At 33.0% G+C, this 15,707-nt stretch carries 15 protein-coding genes and 1 tRNA gene; 8 read left to right on the forward strand and 8 right to left on the reverse strand.

Annotated elements, in window-relative coordinates; genetic code table 11:
- Positions 1 to 88 precede the first annotated feature (88 nt).
- From ABJM36_RS15340 to ABJM36_RS15370, 7 genes are all read left to right on the forward strand, one after another.
- Positions 89 to 1,492 (forward strand): NAD(P)/FAD-dependent oxidoreductase, encoded by a 1,404-nt coding sequence (locus ABJM36_RS15340; protein WP_348452369.1) that lies wholly within the window; start codon positions 89 to 91, stop codon positions 1,490 to 1,492.
- A 2-nt stretch (positions 1,493 to 1,494) separates the two neighbouring features.
- Positions 1,495 to 1,896, forward strand: a complete 402-nt coding sequence (locus ABJM36_RS15345) for a RidA family protein (protein WP_348452370.1) — start codon at positions 1,495 to 1,497, stop codon at positions 1,894 to 1,896.
- Positions 1,897 to 3,336 (forward strand): aldehyde dehydrogenase, encoded by a 1,440-nt coding sequence (locus ABJM36_RS15350; protein WP_348452371.1) that lies wholly within the window; start codon positions 1,897 to 1,899, stop codon positions 3,334 to 3,336. It begins immediately after the preceding gene.
- A 46-nt stretch (positions 3,337 to 3,382) separates the two neighbouring features.
- The gene (locus ABJM36_RS15355; protein WP_348452372.1) at positions 3,383 to 4,165 is read left to right on the forward strand and encodes an SDR family oxidoreductase; all 783 of its coding nucleotides are present in this window, start codon (positions 3,383 to 3,385) and stop codon (positions 4,163 to 4,165) included.
- A 222-nt stretch (positions 4,166 to 4,387) separates the two neighbouring features.
- Positions 4,388 to 4,921 (forward strand): 3-hydroxyanthranilate 3,4-dioxygenase, encoded by a 534-nt coding sequence (locus ABJM36_RS15360; protein ID WP_348452373.1) that lies wholly within the window; start codon positions 4,388 to 4,390, stop codon positions 4,919 to 4,921.
- 43 nt (positions 4,922 to 4,964) lie between these two features.
- Positions 4,965 to 6,047, forward strand: a complete 1,083-nt coding sequence (locus ABJM36_RS15365; RefSeq protein ID WP_348452374.1) for an amidohydrolase family protein — start codon at positions 4,965 to 4,967, stop codon at positions 6,045 to 6,047.
- Positions 6,047 to 6,691, forward strand: a complete 645-nt coding sequence (locus ABJM36_RS15370) for an O-methyltransferase (protein WP_348452375.1) — start codon at positions 6,047 to 6,049, stop codon at positions 6,689 to 6,691. Before ABJM36_RS15365 ends, ABJM36_RS15370 begins: the two co-directional genes overlap by 1 nt.
- A gap of 17 nt (positions 6,692 to 6,708) precedes the next feature.
- Here the strand turns inward: ABJM36_RS15370 and ABJM36_RS15375 are convergent, their stop codons facing one another.
- From ABJM36_RS15375 to ABJM36_RS15400, 6 genes are all read right to left on the reverse strand, one after another.
- Positions 6,709 to 9,003 (reverse strand): response regulator, encoded by a 2,295-nt coding sequence (locus ABJM36_RS15375; RefSeq protein WP_348452376.1) that lies wholly within the window; start codon positions 9,001 to 9,003, stop codon positions 6,709 to 6,711.
- A 103-nt stretch (positions 9,004 to 9,106) separates the two neighbouring features.
- Positions 9,107 to 9,394, reverse strand: a complete 288-nt coding sequence (locus ABJM36_RS15380; protein ID WP_144116739.1) for a twin-arginine translocase TatA/TatE family subunit — start codon at positions 9,392 to 9,394, stop codon at positions 9,107 to 9,109.
- A gap of 96 nt (positions 9,395 to 9,490) precedes the next feature.
- Positions 9,491 to 11,755: a M1 family metallopeptidase gene (locus ABJM36_RS15385; RefSeq protein ID WP_348452377.1), complete on the reverse strand. Its 2,265-nt coding sequence runs from the start codon at positions 11,753 to 11,755 to the stop codon at positions 9,491 to 9,493.
- Positions 11,756 to 11,864: 109 nt separating this feature from the next.
- Positions 11,865 to 12,368 (reverse strand): DUF6702 family protein, encoded by a 504-nt coding sequence (locus ABJM36_RS15390; protein WP_348452378.1) that lies wholly within the window; start codon positions 12,366 to 12,368, stop codon positions 11,865 to 11,867.
- 61 nt (positions 12,369 to 12,429) lie between these two features.
- Positions 12,430 to 13,224, reverse strand: coding sequence for a carboxypeptidase-like regulatory domain-containing protein (locus tag ABJM36_RS15395; RefSeq protein ID WP_348452379.1), 795 nt, complete (start codon positions 13,222 to 13,224; stop codon positions 12,430 to 12,432).
- Positions 13,225 to 13,315: 91 nt separating this feature from the next.
- Entirely contained in the window at positions 13,316 to 14,116 is an 801-nt protein-coding gene (locus ABJM36_RS15400; RefSeq protein WP_348452380.1) for a carboxypeptidase-like regulatory domain-containing protein, read from the reverse strand.
- Positions 14,117 to 14,226: 110 nt separating this feature from the next.
- Here ABJM36_RS15400 and pepE point away from each other — a divergent pair, with 110 nt between their 5' ends.
- Positions 14,227 to 14,934 carry a dipeptidase PepE gene (gene pepE / locus ABJM36_RS15405; protein WP_348452381.1) on the forward strand — a complete coding sequence of 236 codons (708 nt, stop codon included), beginning with the start codon at positions 14,227 to 14,229 and terminating at the stop codon, positions 14,932 to 14,934.
- A gap of 159 nt (positions 14,935 to 15,093) precedes the next feature.
- On the opposite strand, the gene ABJM36_RS15410 is transcribed toward pepE, so the two are convergent.
- Positions 15,094 to 15,166: transfer RNA gene (locus tag ABJM36_RS15410), tRNA-Gly, on the reverse strand.
- 55 nt (positions 15,167 to 15,221) lie between these two features.
- Positions 15,222 to 15,647, reverse strand: coding sequence for a GNAT family N-acetyltransferase (locus tag ABJM36_RS15415; protein ID WP_348452382.1), 426 nt, complete (start codon positions 15,645 to 15,647; stop codon positions 15,222 to 15,224).
- Positions 15,648 to 15,707 lie beyond the last annotated feature (60 nt).

Below are 15,707 nucleotides of genomic sequence, written 5' to 3' on the forward strand. Positions count from 1 at the left end.
CATTTAAACACCTTCAAATAAATGCAATAGGATTAAATAATAATAAAACCAAAATCATGCGATTTACGCCTTCGCGAGACTGACAAAGATGAAAGAGAAACAACAAAATATACTAATAATAGGCGCTGGCTTATGCGGTTCGCTTTTAGCACTTCGTTTAGCCCAGAGAGGATTTAACGTAAACATTTACGAAATGCGACCCGATTTACGAAAAGTAGATATTTCTGCGGGACGCTCTATAAATTTAGCCTTTTCCGATCGTGGAAACAAAGCCATAAAATTAGTTGGTTTAGAAAATAAAGTAAAAGCCCTTTGTATCCCCATGAATGGCCGCATGATTCATGATACCCATGGCAATACATTTCAATCAAACTACAGTGGTAGGGATTATGAGTATATCAATTCGATTTCTCGTGGCGATTTGAATGCCTTACTTTTAAATGAAGCAGAGAAACATAAAAACGTAAACATTCAATTTAATAGCAAATGTAAATCTGTAGATTTTGAAAATACCACCGCACTTTTTAAAAACTATATCACAAAAGAAGAGTTTACTGAAGATGCAGACGTTATTATCTCCACAGATGGCGCAGGATCTGCAATGCGTAAAAGTTATTATTTAGGCAAAAAATTCTTGTTTAGCTTTTCACAAGCATATTTAACCCATGGTTATAAGGAATTAAGCATTTTACCAAAACCAAATGGCGATTTTAAAACCTATAAAAATGCGCTGCATATTTGGCCTCGCGGTAGCTTCATGCTCATTGCATTACCAAATTTAGATGGTAGCTTTACCGTTACTCTCTTTTTAAGTTATGATGAAGGCCAATTCAACTTCAACAATTTAACTACCAAGGAACGGGTTCTAGAATTTTTCCGAAACGAATTTCCAGATGCTTTAGCTTTAATGCCAAATCTTTTAGACGACTTTTTCGCTAACCCAACATCGCCTTTAGGCACCATAAAATGTTCGCCATGGCATTATAAAGGCAACACCTTGTTAATGGGCGATGCAGCACACGCCATTGTTCCGTTTTACGGTCAAGGTATGAATGCTTCCTTTGAAGATGTTGTTGAGTTAGACCAGGTTCTAGATCAAGATTTAGAAGATTGGGAAACGGTTTTTAAAACCTACGAAAACAACCGTAAAAAAGACACCGATGCTATTGCAGATTTAGCCATAGATAATTTTCATGAAATGAAAGGTCACGTCAATCAAGCTATATTCCAAGAAAAGCGTAAATTAGAAATGGCTTTAGAAAAAGGGTTTCCAAATGAGTATTCTTCAAAATACTCTTTAGTTACCTTTAACGAACATATTGGATATAGAGAAGCTATGTTAAAAGGTAGAGCCCAAGACAAAGCCATTTTAAACTTATTAACCGATGGCTTGATTACTAGTAATGACGACTTAAAGCTCGTTTTAAACAGAGTAAAGCAAGAAACCGAAGCTATCCTTGAAGATGATAGAATAGCTGGATTAAAACATTAACTATGAGTAACAAAGTAATCCCAAGAGGCGCCTATCCAACTACCAAACGCGTTGGCGATTTTATATTCGTATCCGGAACTAGTTCTCGCAGAGCAGACAATACCATTGCTGGTGTTGCTATTATTGACGAGATGGGAACCAAACGATTAAACGCTGAAGTTCAAACTCGTGAAGTTTTAAAAAATATTGAAAAGAATTTAGCAAATGAAGGTGCCACTTTAAAAGATGTGGTTGACATCACCTCATTTTTAGTTAATATGAATGATTTTGCAGATTACAATAAAGCATATGCCGAATTTTTTGATACGGTAACAGGACCAACTCGAACTACAGTAGCTGTACATCAATTACCGCATCCAGATTTGGTGATTGAGATTAAGGTGACGGCTTATAAAAAGTTATAAATGAACATCCAGAACTTCATAAATGGCAAGTTCGATAATCCAATTTCAACAGATTGGATAGACAACTATTGTCCTGCAAATGGAGAAGTTTACGGTCAAATTCCAAACTCTTCAAAAGCAGATGTAGAAAAAGCATATCAAAGTGCCAAAACTGCATTTAAGAACTGGTCACAAACAACTTTAGAAGAACGCAGTAGAATACTCCTTAAAATTTCGGAGTTAATAGAGACAAATTCACAACGCTTCGCAGAAGCAGAAAGTAAAGATAATGGCAAACCGATTAGCTTAGCGAAAGCTATTGATATACCCAGAGCAGCTAGTAATTTTAGATTCTTTGGAAATGCCATTACCCAGTTTGTTAGTGAAAGTCATGAAAGCGTAGGACAAAATGCCATAAATTACACCTTAAGGCAGCCCATTGGAGTTGTTGGATGTATTTCTCCTTGGAATCTACCGCTCTATCTCTTTACTTGGAAAATTACTCCAGCTATTGCTGCAGGAAACTGTGTGGTTGCCAAACCTAGTGAAGTTACGCCTATGACGGCTTTTTTACTCGGGGAAATTTGTAATGCAGCAGGTTTACCAAAAGGTGTTTTAAATATTATTCATGGATTAGGAACAACAGCAGGTCAAGCCATAGTTGAGCATCCTGAAATTAAAGCCATTTCTTTTACAGGAGGAACCTCAACTGGAGCGCAAATAGCCAGAGTTGCTGCACCAATGTTTAAAAAACTATCTTTAGAACTCGGTGGAAAAAACCCTAATATCATTTTTGCAGATTGTGATTATAACCAAATGCTAGAAACCACAGTGCGTTCTTCTTTTGCTAATCAAGGACAGATTTGTTTATGTGGTAGCAGAATTTTTGTTGAGGCTTCTATCTATGAAAAGTTTAAGGTAGATTTTGTTGAAAAAGTAAAACAACTTAAAGTTGGTCATCCATCTCAAGACTCAACAGATATAGGCGCTTTAGTTTCAAAACCACATTTAGAAAAGGTTTTAAGTTATAACGACATTGCTAAAAATGAAGGTGGAAAAATACTTTGTGGCGGCAATAAAGTAATTGTGAAAGGCTTTGAAAACGGTTATTATCTAGAGCCTACAATTATTGAAGTTGAAACGGATGAGTGCAGAGTTAATCAAGAAGAAATATTTGGCCCCATAGTAACCATTATGCCTTTTAAAACCGAAGAAGATGTTTTACAAATGGCAAACAAAGTTAAGTATGGTTTATCGGCAACACTATGGACCAATAATCTTAAACGCACGATGCATTTTAGCAATAAATTACAGGTTGGTATTGTTTGGGTAAACACATGGATGTTACGTGATTTGCGAACACCTTTTGGGGGTGTAAAAGCATCAGGCGTTGGTCGTGAAGGTGGTTTTGAAGCATTACGCTTTTTTACAGAAGCTAAAAACGTATGTATAAAATATTAATTCCTACAAAGTCGGGAGTTTATTAAATTGAAAAAGATATAAAATTATGGATTTAAAATTAAATAATAAATATGCATTAGTTTGCGGTAGCACTCAAGGTATTGGTAAAGCAACAGCAATAGCATTGGCTAACGAAGGTGTTCATGTAACGCTTGTTGCTAGAAACAGAGAAAAACTAAAAGCCGTCTTAGCCGAATTACCAGACCACAGAAACCATAATTACATTGTGGCAGATTTTTTAAACCCTAGAGAGCTACAAGAACAACTTATTAAATTTATCGAGAAAGAACATGGGTTTCATATTGTTATAAATAACACCGGTGGCCCAAGAAGTGGCGAAATTTTAACAGCAAGTTTAGAGGCTTTTGAAAATGCGTTTACCATGCATCTTAAATGTAATCATTTACTTGCCCAAGCTACAGTTCCCTTTATGAAAGAAGCAGGTTTTGGTCGTATTATTAATGTGATTTCTACGTCGGTTAAAGAACCTATTCCTGGTTTAGGAGTTAGCAACACCATTAGAGGTGCGGTAGGTAATTGGAGTAAAACCTTATCTATAGAAGTTGCCGAATTTGGTATTACCGTAAACAACGTACTTCCGGGTTTTACAGAAACAGAACGATTAAACGAGATAATACAAATAAAAGCAAATATTGAAGAGCGCTCTATAGAGGCTATGGCAGAAATAATGAAAAATTACACGCCTGCTAAACGCTTTGCTAAACCTGAAGAAACTGCCAGCGTAATTACCTTTTTAGCCAGTGCTCCTGCTGCTTATGTTAATGGTGTTAATATACCTGTTGATGGTGGACGTACCAAATCTTTGTAATAATTTACCCCTTATAACTTTAATAGAATTTAATGGGTTTGTATATTAGTAACGAAATTGCGTTAAGGATAGAAGCGGCATCCTTTTTTGTGAACTACAAAGTATATTACAAACGTTAATTTACTATAATTGCACGATTGTAATAAGATTCTATAAAAATTAAGCACGAAAAAGATATAGCGGATAGCCTGCCCCTTGTGGTAACGCCAAAAACATAAAACTATGAGTAACCTAACATCGCCTATAAATTTTAAAGCTTGGATTGAAGAAAATCGACATCTTTTAAAACCGCCTGTTGGAAATAAGGTGGTGTGGAAGGATGGGGAATTTATCGTTATGGTTGTTGGTGGCCCGAATAACAGAAAGGACTATCATTATAATGAAACACCCGAATTTTTCTATCAAGTTGAAGGCGATATTATTTTAAAAATTATTGACAATGGCACGCCTAAGGATGTACATATTAAGGAAGGAGATATTTATTTACTGCCGCCCAAGGTACCACATTCCCCGCAACGCGGCGCCAATACTGTAGGCCTAGTAATTGAATACAAGCGACCTGAAGGCATGCGTGATGCTTTATTATGGTTTTGCGAAAATTGTGTTACCAAACTTTATGAAGAGGATTTTACTGTAGAAAATATTGAAACCGATATGCCTAAAATATTCGATAAATATTATGGCGATAAGGAAAAACGAAGCTGTCCAAATTGTGGTGAGGTTATGCAACCGCCGCAGAAGGTTAAAATTGATTAAAATTATAAACTTTTAAAGATTCCTGACCTCTCAGGACCTGTACATGAAACGTAAATTACGAATAAACGGTCATTCTCATTTACTACCTTACCCGGAGCAAATTCCTGAATTTATGCGCGAAAAGGGCATTTTTTGGGTGGATAAGGACAGAAAATTTATGCTCCAAAAAGATTGGAAACGCCCTGTTACGGACTCTAGCTTTTTTTTAGATGAAAAATTAGAATGGATGGAGCGTAATAAGCTTGACCATGCGGTGGTTTTAAATTTATCGCAATTATATGGGAATGGTTTGCGTGTGGAGGAAATGAAAAAAGCCTTGCGTTTTCAAAATGATTTTAATGCTAAAGTACAACAAGACAACCCAAGTAAATTTACCTGTGGTTTCGTAGTACATCCGGCATTTATAAGAAGCGCTTGTTGGGAAATTGAACGTTGTGTAGAACAACACGGCTTACAATTACTTTGTTTACCAACGCATTACATGGACACTATTGGGACTTGGCGTTGTATTTTTGACGAAGAAAACGAGCCTATTTTTGAGTTGGCAGATAAATATAATTTGGCTGTTGAAATACACCCTTACGATGGCGAAAAGTTTATAAAATTAGAAAACACATCGTGGCGCTTTCATTTAATTTGGATGTTGGCTCAATGTGGTGATGCATATCATTTTTTCACTTTAAATGGTTACCAAGATAAATACCCAAATATGCGTACTTGTTTTGCTCATGGTGGCCAACTAGCGCAAATAAATCTTGGAAGACGCATTCAAGGATTTGATGGCAGACCCGATTTATTTGAGGGCAAACATCACCCTAGAAAAGCGGTAGGACATAAAAACATATTTTTTGATACACTTGTACACGACACAGGAGGATTGGAGTTATTAATTAGAAATCATGGCTCTAAGCAGGTTATTATGGGACTTGACGACCCTTACCCGTTAGGCGAAATGGAAAGTGACAAACAATCGTCTTACCCTGGTAAAATTTTAGATTTAGCTGTGGATAGAGAAATTATTAACAAAACGGAATATGACGATATTTGGGAAAATAATGTCATACAATGGTTATGTGGTGACGATACCCTTGCTAAAGAAAATTTAATAAATAGAATTTTAAGTTAATGCATTTTATACCTGAAGAACTAGATAATTACGTTGTTGCCCATTCGGAAAACGAACCAGAATTACTGCAACAACTAACACGAGAAACTTACCAGAAAATTTTACAACCTAGAATGTTAAGTGGACATTATCAAGGTAGAATTTTAAGTATTATTTCAAAACTTGTAAACCCTAAAAATATTTTGGAAATTGGAACTTACACAGGCTATTCTGCTTTATGTTTGGCTGAAGGTATGCAAAAGAATGGTGAATTACATACTATCGACATTAATGAAGAACTAGTAGATTTCCAGCGGAAATATTTTGATAAATCTAATTACGGATCTCAAATTAAACAGCATTTAGGAAACGCTTTAGATATTATTCCTAAACTTGAGGTAAACTTTGATTTAGTTTTTATTGATGCCGATAAGGTTAACTATTCCAACTATTTTAATGTAATTATAGATAAGTTAAATCCTGGTGGTATTATTTTATCGGATAACGTATTATGGAGCGGTAAAGTACTCGATACTACCTTTAAAAAAGACGATATATCTACTCCTGAATTAATAAAGTATAATGCGCTTTTAAAGGAAGATAGCCGTGTAGAAACCGTTTTATTACCTATTAGAGATGGTTTAACGATAAGCCGCAAAGTTTAAAAGCAATTACTCTTAGATTAAGATGAAAATTTAATTACCCGACTACCGTTATCATTACCTTTTGCCTTACTTAATTCTATTAATTTGTTAATCGTGTTAAAAAACAAATCGTTATCGAATGGTTTGGTAATAATATCATCAAAACCTTTATCTAATTTATTTAACATTAACTCATCTTTACTTGAGGCCGTTAATGCTATTATTGGTATTTGATTATTAAACTCTCTAATTTTTAAAGTAGCCTCATTACCATCCATTAAAGGCATATTAATATCCATTAAAATTAAATCGTAAGTATTCTTTTTAAAAGCTTTTAAAGCCTCTAACCCATTCTCAACGATATCAAACTGAAAGTTTTCTTTTTTAAGTAAATTACTTGTAACAATTTGATTAATTTTATTATCCTCCGCTATTAAAATCCTTAAATTCTCAGGACTATAAGAGGTTAACACATTTTCATTCTGTTCACTTTTAATTTGTTCAATTGCGTTTGTATCTATTTTAAAACTTACAACAAAACTAAATATTGATCCAGTACCCAATTCACTTTGAAGCTCAATTCTACTATTAAATAACTTTACAATTTTACTTGCAATGGAAAGCCCTAATCCAGCTCCTTGATAACCTGTGTTAGAGTTTTCGTTTAGTTGTGTAAAATTATCAAAAATAGAACCTTGTTTTTCTTTTGAAATTCCTGGTCCATCATCTACCACCTCGAAAGCTATTAACACATTTTCAGTATCAATTTGCTTTAAATTGGCTACAACTGAAATATTTCCATTCTGAGTGAACTTTATACTATTCCCAATTAAGTTAAATAAAACTTGAGACAACCTTAATTTATCACATAAAATAAATTCAGGAATACGGTCATCAATTAAAATATGCATTTGGTTATTAGACTCGCCTAAACTATAATCAAAAGAATCTGTTACGTTTTGAATAAGGGACTTTAAATGTACCGTAGTATTATTAATTTCTAGTTTTTTAGACTCAATCTTGCTAACCTGTAAAACATCGTTTATTAAGTTTAACAAGTAATCACCAGAATACTTTAGTGATTTTAAGTATTTAACATTAGCCTCGTCTAGGTTGCTATTCTCTAACATTATTGAGGTTAGCCCCACAACACCATAAAGCGGTGTTCTTAACTCATGAGACACATTAGAAATAAATTTAGATTTTAACTCTGAAGATTTTAAGGCATCATTTTTAGCAACTTTTAATTCTGCATTTTGTTTCTTTAAAACATTTGAAAGTCTTCGTTTAGCTACGTAATAATTGTATAAAATTAATAGAGATGCTAATAATAAAACTAAGGCAATAATTATAATTAAGTTTATATTTTTGACTTTTTCAGCAATTTTAGATTGATACAACTTTTCGCTGTTGGCCAATTGTGCTTCATTTTTATAAGTAGCCAATAAAAATCTAGACTTATAAATAGCGTTTTCCTTAACTTTTTCTATGTTTAAATACTGGTCCTTAAAATCATCATACTTTAACAGTGCCAAATAGGCATGTTCCTCACTTCCTGTGGCAGAATAAGAAAGGGACAAATTTTTATATATTTTACTTAAAAGCAAATAATCATTATCATTGGTAGGATGCTCAATATTTAGAAAATCAATGGCTTTAAGAAACTTTTCGTTAGCATTATTATAAAGTTCCTTTTTGAAAAAATGAACCCCGTATATATAATTAAAATAAGCTATTTGATAATTATTAGAAAAAGTGTCTTTATTAATAATATCTTCGGCACGTAAAAGGTTTACTTGAGCCTCCTCTAAAAATTCATTTTCAATATAAAATTCGGCTAAACCAATTCGTATTTTAACTAATAAGGTCTCATATTGATTTAGGTTATAATTCTCATTTGCTAAATATTGATTTTTGGAGATATGATTTAAAGCACTTTTAAATAAATCAATAGTCTTTTGAGGGGTATTATCATCCTTAGTAAGTGTAGCCAAATTTAAATAAGCGTTGGCTATTAAATAATTATCTTTTATAGCTTTAGCAGCATTTAACATTGATGTATACGAATCTTTGGCATTTGCCTTGTCATGCATCAATCGGTATATATTACCTAAATTAAAATTAGAAATGGCTATACCGTAATTATCGTTTATGGAATCTGCAATTTTTTTTGCACTATTAAAGCCATTAAAAGCTTTAACGATTTTACTATCATTGTAGGATTTTAATGCCGAAGAATTAATACTGTCAATTTGCTTTATAGCCTCCCTTTCGTTTTGACTAAATGCCAAAATAGTAAGCGAACAAAAAAACAATAATAGGCTTTTTTTCATTTTGAAATACATTAGCGATTTGGGACTATCAAGATACCCTTAAATCCACCATATAGTTTATAAAATCGTTAAACCAATCCTAAATCACGACAAACTACAAAGGCTAGAATTTACGTTTCACTGAACCTGTAAAATCTTCTAAATCTTCTTTTACCTTGTCCAATTCCTTCTTAACATCCTTGGTAATACTTGTATCGATACCGCTTTTTTCAGCCGTTTTTGTGATTTCGTGTTTTATATCGTTAGTGGCATCTTTAAGGGTTCGCATACCTTGACCTAAGCCACGAGCAATTTCGGGCAATTTATCTGCCCCAAAAACCATTATAGCGATAAATAGAATAAATGCTATTTCTCCTCCACTAATAAATAAGAATGTTACTTGTAATATCACAGGACAAATATACTAAGTTGTTTTTATTATTCCATTTAAAATTAATGGAATAAAAAAGCCGATTTAAAAAAATCGGCTTTAACAAAAAAAATTCTATTAGTTATTTACTTTATTCTTGAAAGTATCAAATTTATTTTCCTGAGCTTTTTTAGGCCAAGAGTTATTAGAGGTATCTACATCGGCAGTTTCTAAGTCCGGATCAATAGCTAATCCTGTAATGCGTTTATCCGTTTTAAACACCTTACTAACCTCCTTATCATTGAATCTCCATATTTGAGCAGGATACATTTTTTTCTCGGTTGTGCCATCTTCATAAGATATTTCCAAAATAATAGGCATTACCAAACCTCCTGGTTTCTCAAAAACAACTTCATAAAAATACTTAGGCGCTGCGGCTTTTAATTTTGCTTTTTCGGGTTCTGGTAAGCTAGAGATATAATCAGTTAAAAATTTAAAATCAGAAACACTTTTAGCATCCTGAGGTACGTCACCATTTTCAGCTTCTGCATAATATATTAATCGATCATTAAATTCGTCTAAATTCATATTATACTTTTTAGCCGTTTCTTTTGCTGCCTCTGTTGGCTTATCCGTTAAGTAAAATTGCTTAACTTCTTTAACACCTATATCTGTATAATCTGTGGTATAGAACCAACCTCTCCAAAACCAATCTAAATCCATTGCCGAAGCATCTTCCATTGTTCTAAAAAAATCTGCAGGTGTTGGGTGTTTAAACATCCAACGTTGCGAATAGGTTCTAAATGCGTAATCAAACAATTCTGGCCCCATTATAGTTTGTCTTAACATGTATAAACCTGCAGCTGGCTTAGTATAGGCATTAGGACCAAATTGATAAACATAATCGCCATGAGACATTATTGGAGAAATATGACTTTGATCGCCTCCCATATAATCTACAATATCTTTAGGTAAATTTCCTGTTATAAAATTAGGATCATAATCCAACTCTGCAAGGGTTTCAACAAACGAATTTAAACCTTCGTCCATCCAAGTCCATTGACGCTCATCGCTATTTACAATCATAGGGAAAAAGTTGTGTCCTACCTCGTGGGTAATTACACCAATCATTCCTCTTTTTAATCTTTCAGAATAGGTTCCATCTGGATTTGGTCTTCCATAGTTAAAACATATCATTGGGTATTCCATACCTTGTCTTTCTGAATGCACAGATACCGCTTTACTATAAGGATAATCGAAAGTAAGTTTAGAATATTCCTCTAAAGTATTAGCTACAACACGTGTTGAATGCTCTTCCCATAATGGATTTCCTTCTTTAGGATAAAGAGAAATAGCCATTACCGAACGCCCATTAATATTAACTGCCATGGCATCCCAAATATATTTTCTTGAAGAAGCAAATGCATAATCTCTCACTTTTTCAGCTTTAAAATGCCAAGTGTTTTCTTTTGTAGCTCTTGATTTTCCTGCTGCAACAGACTCTTCCTCCGTGACAATAAAAACAGGATCTTTAAATGATTTCGCTGCTAACTTTAAACGTTTTTGCTGTTCTTTAGTTAATACATCCTTTGGATTTTGTAACTCTCCAGTGGCTTCTAAAATATGGTCTGCAGGAACGGTAATTTTCACATCATAATTTCCAAATTCTAAAGCAAATTCACTTCGACCCCAGAATTGCATATTTTGCCATCCCTCAACATTATCATAAACACAAAGCCTTGGGAAAAACTGAGCTATAGTGTAGTTATTATTTCCATCAGGGAAGGTTTCTAAACCAGAACGACCACCATCAACATTAATGTCATTAATATTATAATGCCATTTAATACTGAATTTAAATACAGCACCCGGCGCTAATGGTTTTGGTAAATTAATACGCATCATAGTGCGGTTTATTGAATGTGATAAATCTGAGCCATCGTCATTTTTAACATATTCAATATTAAAACCACCATCAAAACGTTCCTTTAAGTTGTTCTTAGTAAAAATACTTGGACCGTTAAAAGGCGCGTTAAACCTTTCTGATTTAGCATCAGGTGTTTTAGAATCTTTGGCACGCATATTTTGGTCTAACTGTATCCATAAATACTCCAAATGGTCTTTAGAGTTATTGTGATATGTTATTTTCTCATCGCCAAAAATTTGATTTGTATTTTCATCTAAACGGATGTTCATTACATAGTCTACCTGTTGCTGCGTGTAAGCATGACCTGGAGCACCCGAAGCATTTCGTGTATCGGTTGGAGTTGCTAGAAGGTCTTTCATTTGTCTAAACTTGTTTTGGTCTGTATGGCCTTGAGGTTTTTCATTGTTTTGCTCTTGAGCAAAAACTCCTGAAAAAAGGAATACAAAAGATAAGAATAGATAAGCGTGCTTTTTCATATTGGTTTTATGTTTTATTAGAAAAAAATGTGTATTTCGTAATTTTCGTTAGAAGATTGTTACAAAATGTCGTCGAAAGTACTAAATTCTATATTCAATTTAGTTTGTTTTAGTTAAATTTTAACAAAGCGTTAGTATTATTTGAAGTTAAAATGAAACTTTTATTTTGAGAATTAATTTTAGTTTTTACGATATTTTGCTGATTCTCTTGGTAATCAAGTAAAATGGAATTAGTAATTGAAAATACATTAATATACTTAACCTGCTCAACTTCAAGATAACACCTTACAATGTCGCCATCATATGCCTTGCCTATAAAATTAAATAAAACAGGCTTGTTATTAATTTCTAGTTTCAAATTAGATTGAAGATAGGTATTCATTAAAGAGTCAACTGCTTTAGGCTCATCTTTTCCGGCTAATATGATATTTTCATCATAATTTGTCCGCAGAACGTTTTCAAAATCATCAATAAAAATTCTAGAAATTATTTGAAGGGATTCCTTTTCTTGGACATAATCAACTTGTGTAACGCTTATATAATATTTATGCATTGTGGTAAACGCGAAAAGCGGCAGTATAGAAAAAATGAATACAAATTTAAAAACCCTCATGAATATAATTTATAGACGACTAAATTACTTTATTGGAAATCAAAAAGCATACCGAAGTTAATTAATTTTTACTGGCTTCTAAATTAGTTAGGTATTGCTTATACTTCACTCTTAAAAAAGCCAAAATATTAAAATCTGTTTGATTTTTACAACGCTTAACAAAAACAGGGTCGTCTGCGCAAAAGTAAAAAAAATCGATACGCAAACTTTCTTCTAAAGAGTTTGAAGCAAAAAAATCTTTAGACAATCTTCCTTTTATACTTTGCATTAAAGTTTCTTTATCTTCTATTGCTACTCTCTTCTTTAGCATTTTTGTTCTTCCAGATATACCATTTATTATTGGATCTAAAGACCCTCCTCCCAAAACTAAACCTAATAGCATTTCAGGCTTAAACACTCCTGCTGTATAAAGACGTCTTTCACTCTGTGTAGCTGGCTTCCCTGTATAACCAGGAATACCAACATCGTAAAAATTAATAGGTGCATTAGCATCCATGTTTCTAATATCAGATAACAAATCGCCTGTTAATACTTTACCTACTATTACCTCGTCTAGTTCGTTTATGTGTTCGTTTAAGGTAACAAACACAGCCTCATTATCTAAAATAGATTGCGTAATAATTACTTCTTTTAATTTATATTGTATTGACGAAAAGGATAAAGTATCGTTTAATCTTGCCGAAATTTTAAAATGCCCCTCCTTATCTGTTGTGGTAAACACTTGTGCCGTATTGTTTATAACATGAATGTTTTCTATATCGCCATTACTAGCCACTCTACCCAATAACTCAATAGTTTGACTATATGTAGGACGCGCTAATAAAATAAGAAGTACAAAAAGTAAGGATCTACTCAAATTGAAATAATTAGAGCATAAAGAAAAGCCATCAATTCTTAAATAAAATACAAATAGCTTTTAATGTTTTGTTAAAAACTTAAAATTCAGTCTAGTTTTTAGAATCTAGAAACGCTCTACTTTTCTTGTTTAATACTTCAAGAAAATCCATTTCGTTACCATAGTTAAGTAATGAATAATCGAAATTATCACTTTGTACATATTGTATAAACTCTTCAACACGATGCTCCGGAATATTAAAGTTATCAATTAAAAATTCTGATCCAAAATAATACTTTACTGCCTCAATTGGTACATCGGGCACGCCAGCCTTATCCTTATCCTTAACTCCGCTTCGAAATAATGGCAACAATAATTGATCTACAACATTAACAATATTTAAACCATTAATCATGGGTAAATGTTGCCTGTCAATTGCAATATTTTTTACTTCAGTTTTATAATCTTTTTCAAAATTATATTCCCTACTATTTTTAACTCCAAAATATAAAGCATCTAATTGCGGTTTAAAAGGTGTAGTATCTTCCAAATCTTTATTTAAATTACCCGAAAGCCCGTCTTTAATAACAATAACTTCATCTAGTTTGTTAATCTCTTCAATTAAAAAGAGCTTCATTCTTCTAGATTTCATGATATCCTCGTTAACCTTAAAACTTATGTTTTGGTATTGTAAGGCACTAACTTCAATATGGTCATTTAAAGTCACTTGTAAAACAAACTCTCCTTTATCATCAGTAATTGTTCCTAAATTAGACGAAGAATTAAATATAGTAATACCAGACACATCACTACCCTCAACAATTAGTTTTCCAGACACTTCTACTCTATTAGCATTCTGAGCAACTATATTTAATGCACTTAAAAAAGTTAAAAAGAGAATAATTTTTTTCATATTTTTTTACTTTGAAAATACCACTTTTAATTCAATTTTTAAAACAATTTAAATGAAATCTTTACCAAACCCTTTTATTGATTAGCTTTACACAAAACACAAATTACCCCATGCGAAACATTATTATTGCCAGCACATCTACCATTTACGGGAGCGGATATTTAGAATATATTACCAAACCTTTAAATGTCCTTTTTAAAAATGCAAAAACCATCCTTTTTATTCCTTATGCTAGACCTGGAGGTATATCGCACGACCAATACACAGCCATTGCTAAACAAGCATTTACCAAATTAAACAAAAAAGTAAATGGAATACATGAGTTTGAAAACCCTATTGAGGCCATAACCAACGCTGAGGCTATTTTTGTAGGCGGTGGCAACACGTTTGTCCTAGCAAACCAATTACACAAAAACAATATAATCAGCCAACTTAAACGCGTTGTACAAAACGGGACGCCTTATTTAGGTACTAGTGCAGGTAGTAATATTTGTGGTTTAACCATAAAAACTACCAACGATATGCCTATTGTATATCCACCAAATTTTAACGCCCTAGGCTTGGTTCCATTTAATATAAATCCGCATTATTTAGACCCAAATCCTAATAGTAAACATAAAGGCGAAACTAGAGAAACGCGTATAAAAGAATTTCACCATTACAACACCCAACCTGTAATTGGCCTAAGAGAAGGCAGCTGGTTAGAAGTAAAAAATGACTCTATACTATTAAAAGGAAACTTAACAGCTCGAATTTTCGAATACAACAAAACACCTTACGAAATACCCCCTGAAACCGAGTTGAATCAATTAAAATAATTGGGGCACACCCCAAACTCGGGCTAGGAGACCAACTGGAGTAAAATTGAAAGAATACAAGTCTTTGCACTTCTTTAGTAAATTCTACACCTCATGTGAGCAAACCTGCTTAAATTAACGCATAAAAAAAAAGCTCCATCGTTATGATGAAGCTTTTTGAGCGGGAGACCAGGTTCGAACTGGCGACATTCAGCTTGGAAGGCTGACGCTCTACCAACTGAGCTACTCCCGCCTTTTTTTATTTCCGACTGCAAATATATAAACAGTTTTCGCTTCTGCAAGAAAAATTATAGTTTTTTTATAAAATGATAGCCTAAAATTTTAAAACCCTCATTAAAATAAAATTTATGAGACTGATAATTAGAGACATAAGTATTTAATTCCATGGCCTCAAAACCTTTTTCGGATACGTAATTATAAATCCAATCAAAAAACAGTTTCCCAATACCTTGCCCTCTATACACATCATCAATAAAAACATGATCTGGTTCCACACTTCTACCAGAATAATGTCTTGTACAATACCACAATCCGCAAACTCCAATAAGCTTTTCGTCATCATAAATTACAGCACATTCATAGTTCTGATTAATCATTTCTGAAAAACGTTGTTCTAAAACAGTTTCAGAAACTTTAAAGTCATTCAACTTATACACCAGAGGAACCACTAAATTAATTTGATCTTTTTCTAAAATTTTAAATTCAAAAGCCATAAATTACTTTTAAGTAAATATACTACTTTGCAAAAATAGTTTTAAGTTTGAAATGTAAAA

Origin of the sequence: Algibacter sp. (assembly GCF_039977455.1) — a bacterium.
Taxonomy (GTDB): domain Bacteria; phylum Bacteroidota; class Bacteroidia; order Flavobacteriales; family Flavobacteriaceae; genus Algibacter_B.

Coding starts and splice junctions, on each gene's coding strand:
- ABJM36_RS15340 (WP_348452369.1), top strand. CDS start 89: ATGAAAGAGAAACAACAAAATATACTAATAATAGGCGCTGGCTTATGC.
- ABJM36_RS15345 (WP_348452370.1), top strand. CDS start 1,495: ATGAGTAACAAAGTAATCCCAAGAGGCGCCTATCCAACTACCAAACGC.
- ABJM36_RS15350 (WP_348452371.1), top strand. CDS start 1,897: ATGAACATCCAGAACTTCATAAATGGCAAGTTCGATAATCCAATTTCA.
- ABJM36_RS15355 (WP_348452372.1), top strand. CDS start 3,383: ATGGATTTAAAATTAAATAATAAATATGCATTAGTTTGCGGTAGCACT.
- ABJM36_RS15360 (WP_348452373.1), top strand. CDS start 4,388: ATGAGTAACCTAACATCGCCTATAAATTTTAAAGCTTGGATTGAAGAA.
- ABJM36_RS15365 (WP_348452374.1), top strand. CDS start 4,965: ATGAAACGTAAATTACGAATAAACGGTCATTCTCATTTACTACCTTAC.
- ABJM36_RS15370 (WP_348452375.1), top strand. CDS start 6,047: ATGCATTTTATACCTGAAGAACTAGATAATTACGTTGTTGCCCATTCG.
- ABJM36_RS15375 (WP_348452376.1), bottom strand. CDS start 9,003: ATGAAAAAAAGCCTATTATTGTTTTTTTGTTCGCTTACTATTTTGGCA.
- ABJM36_RS15385 (WP_348452377.1), bottom strand. CDS start 11,755: ATGAAAAAGCACGCTTATCTATTCTTATCTTTTGTATTCCTTTTTTCA.
- ABJM36_RS15390 (WP_348452378.1), bottom strand. CDS start 12,368: ATGAGGGTTTTTAAATTTGTATTCATTTTTTCTATACTGCCGCTTTTC.
- ABJM36_RS15400 (WP_348452380.1), bottom strand. CDS start 14,116: ATGAAAAAAATTATTCTCTTTTTAACTTTTTTAAGTGCATTAAATATA.
- pepE (WP_348452381.1), top strand. CDS start 14,227: ATGCGAAACATTATTATTGCCAGCACATCTACCATTTACGGGAGCGGA.
- ABJM36_RS15415 (WP_348452382.1), bottom strand. CDS start 15,647: ATGGCTTTTGAATTTAAAATTTTAGAAAAAGATCAAATTAATTTAGTG.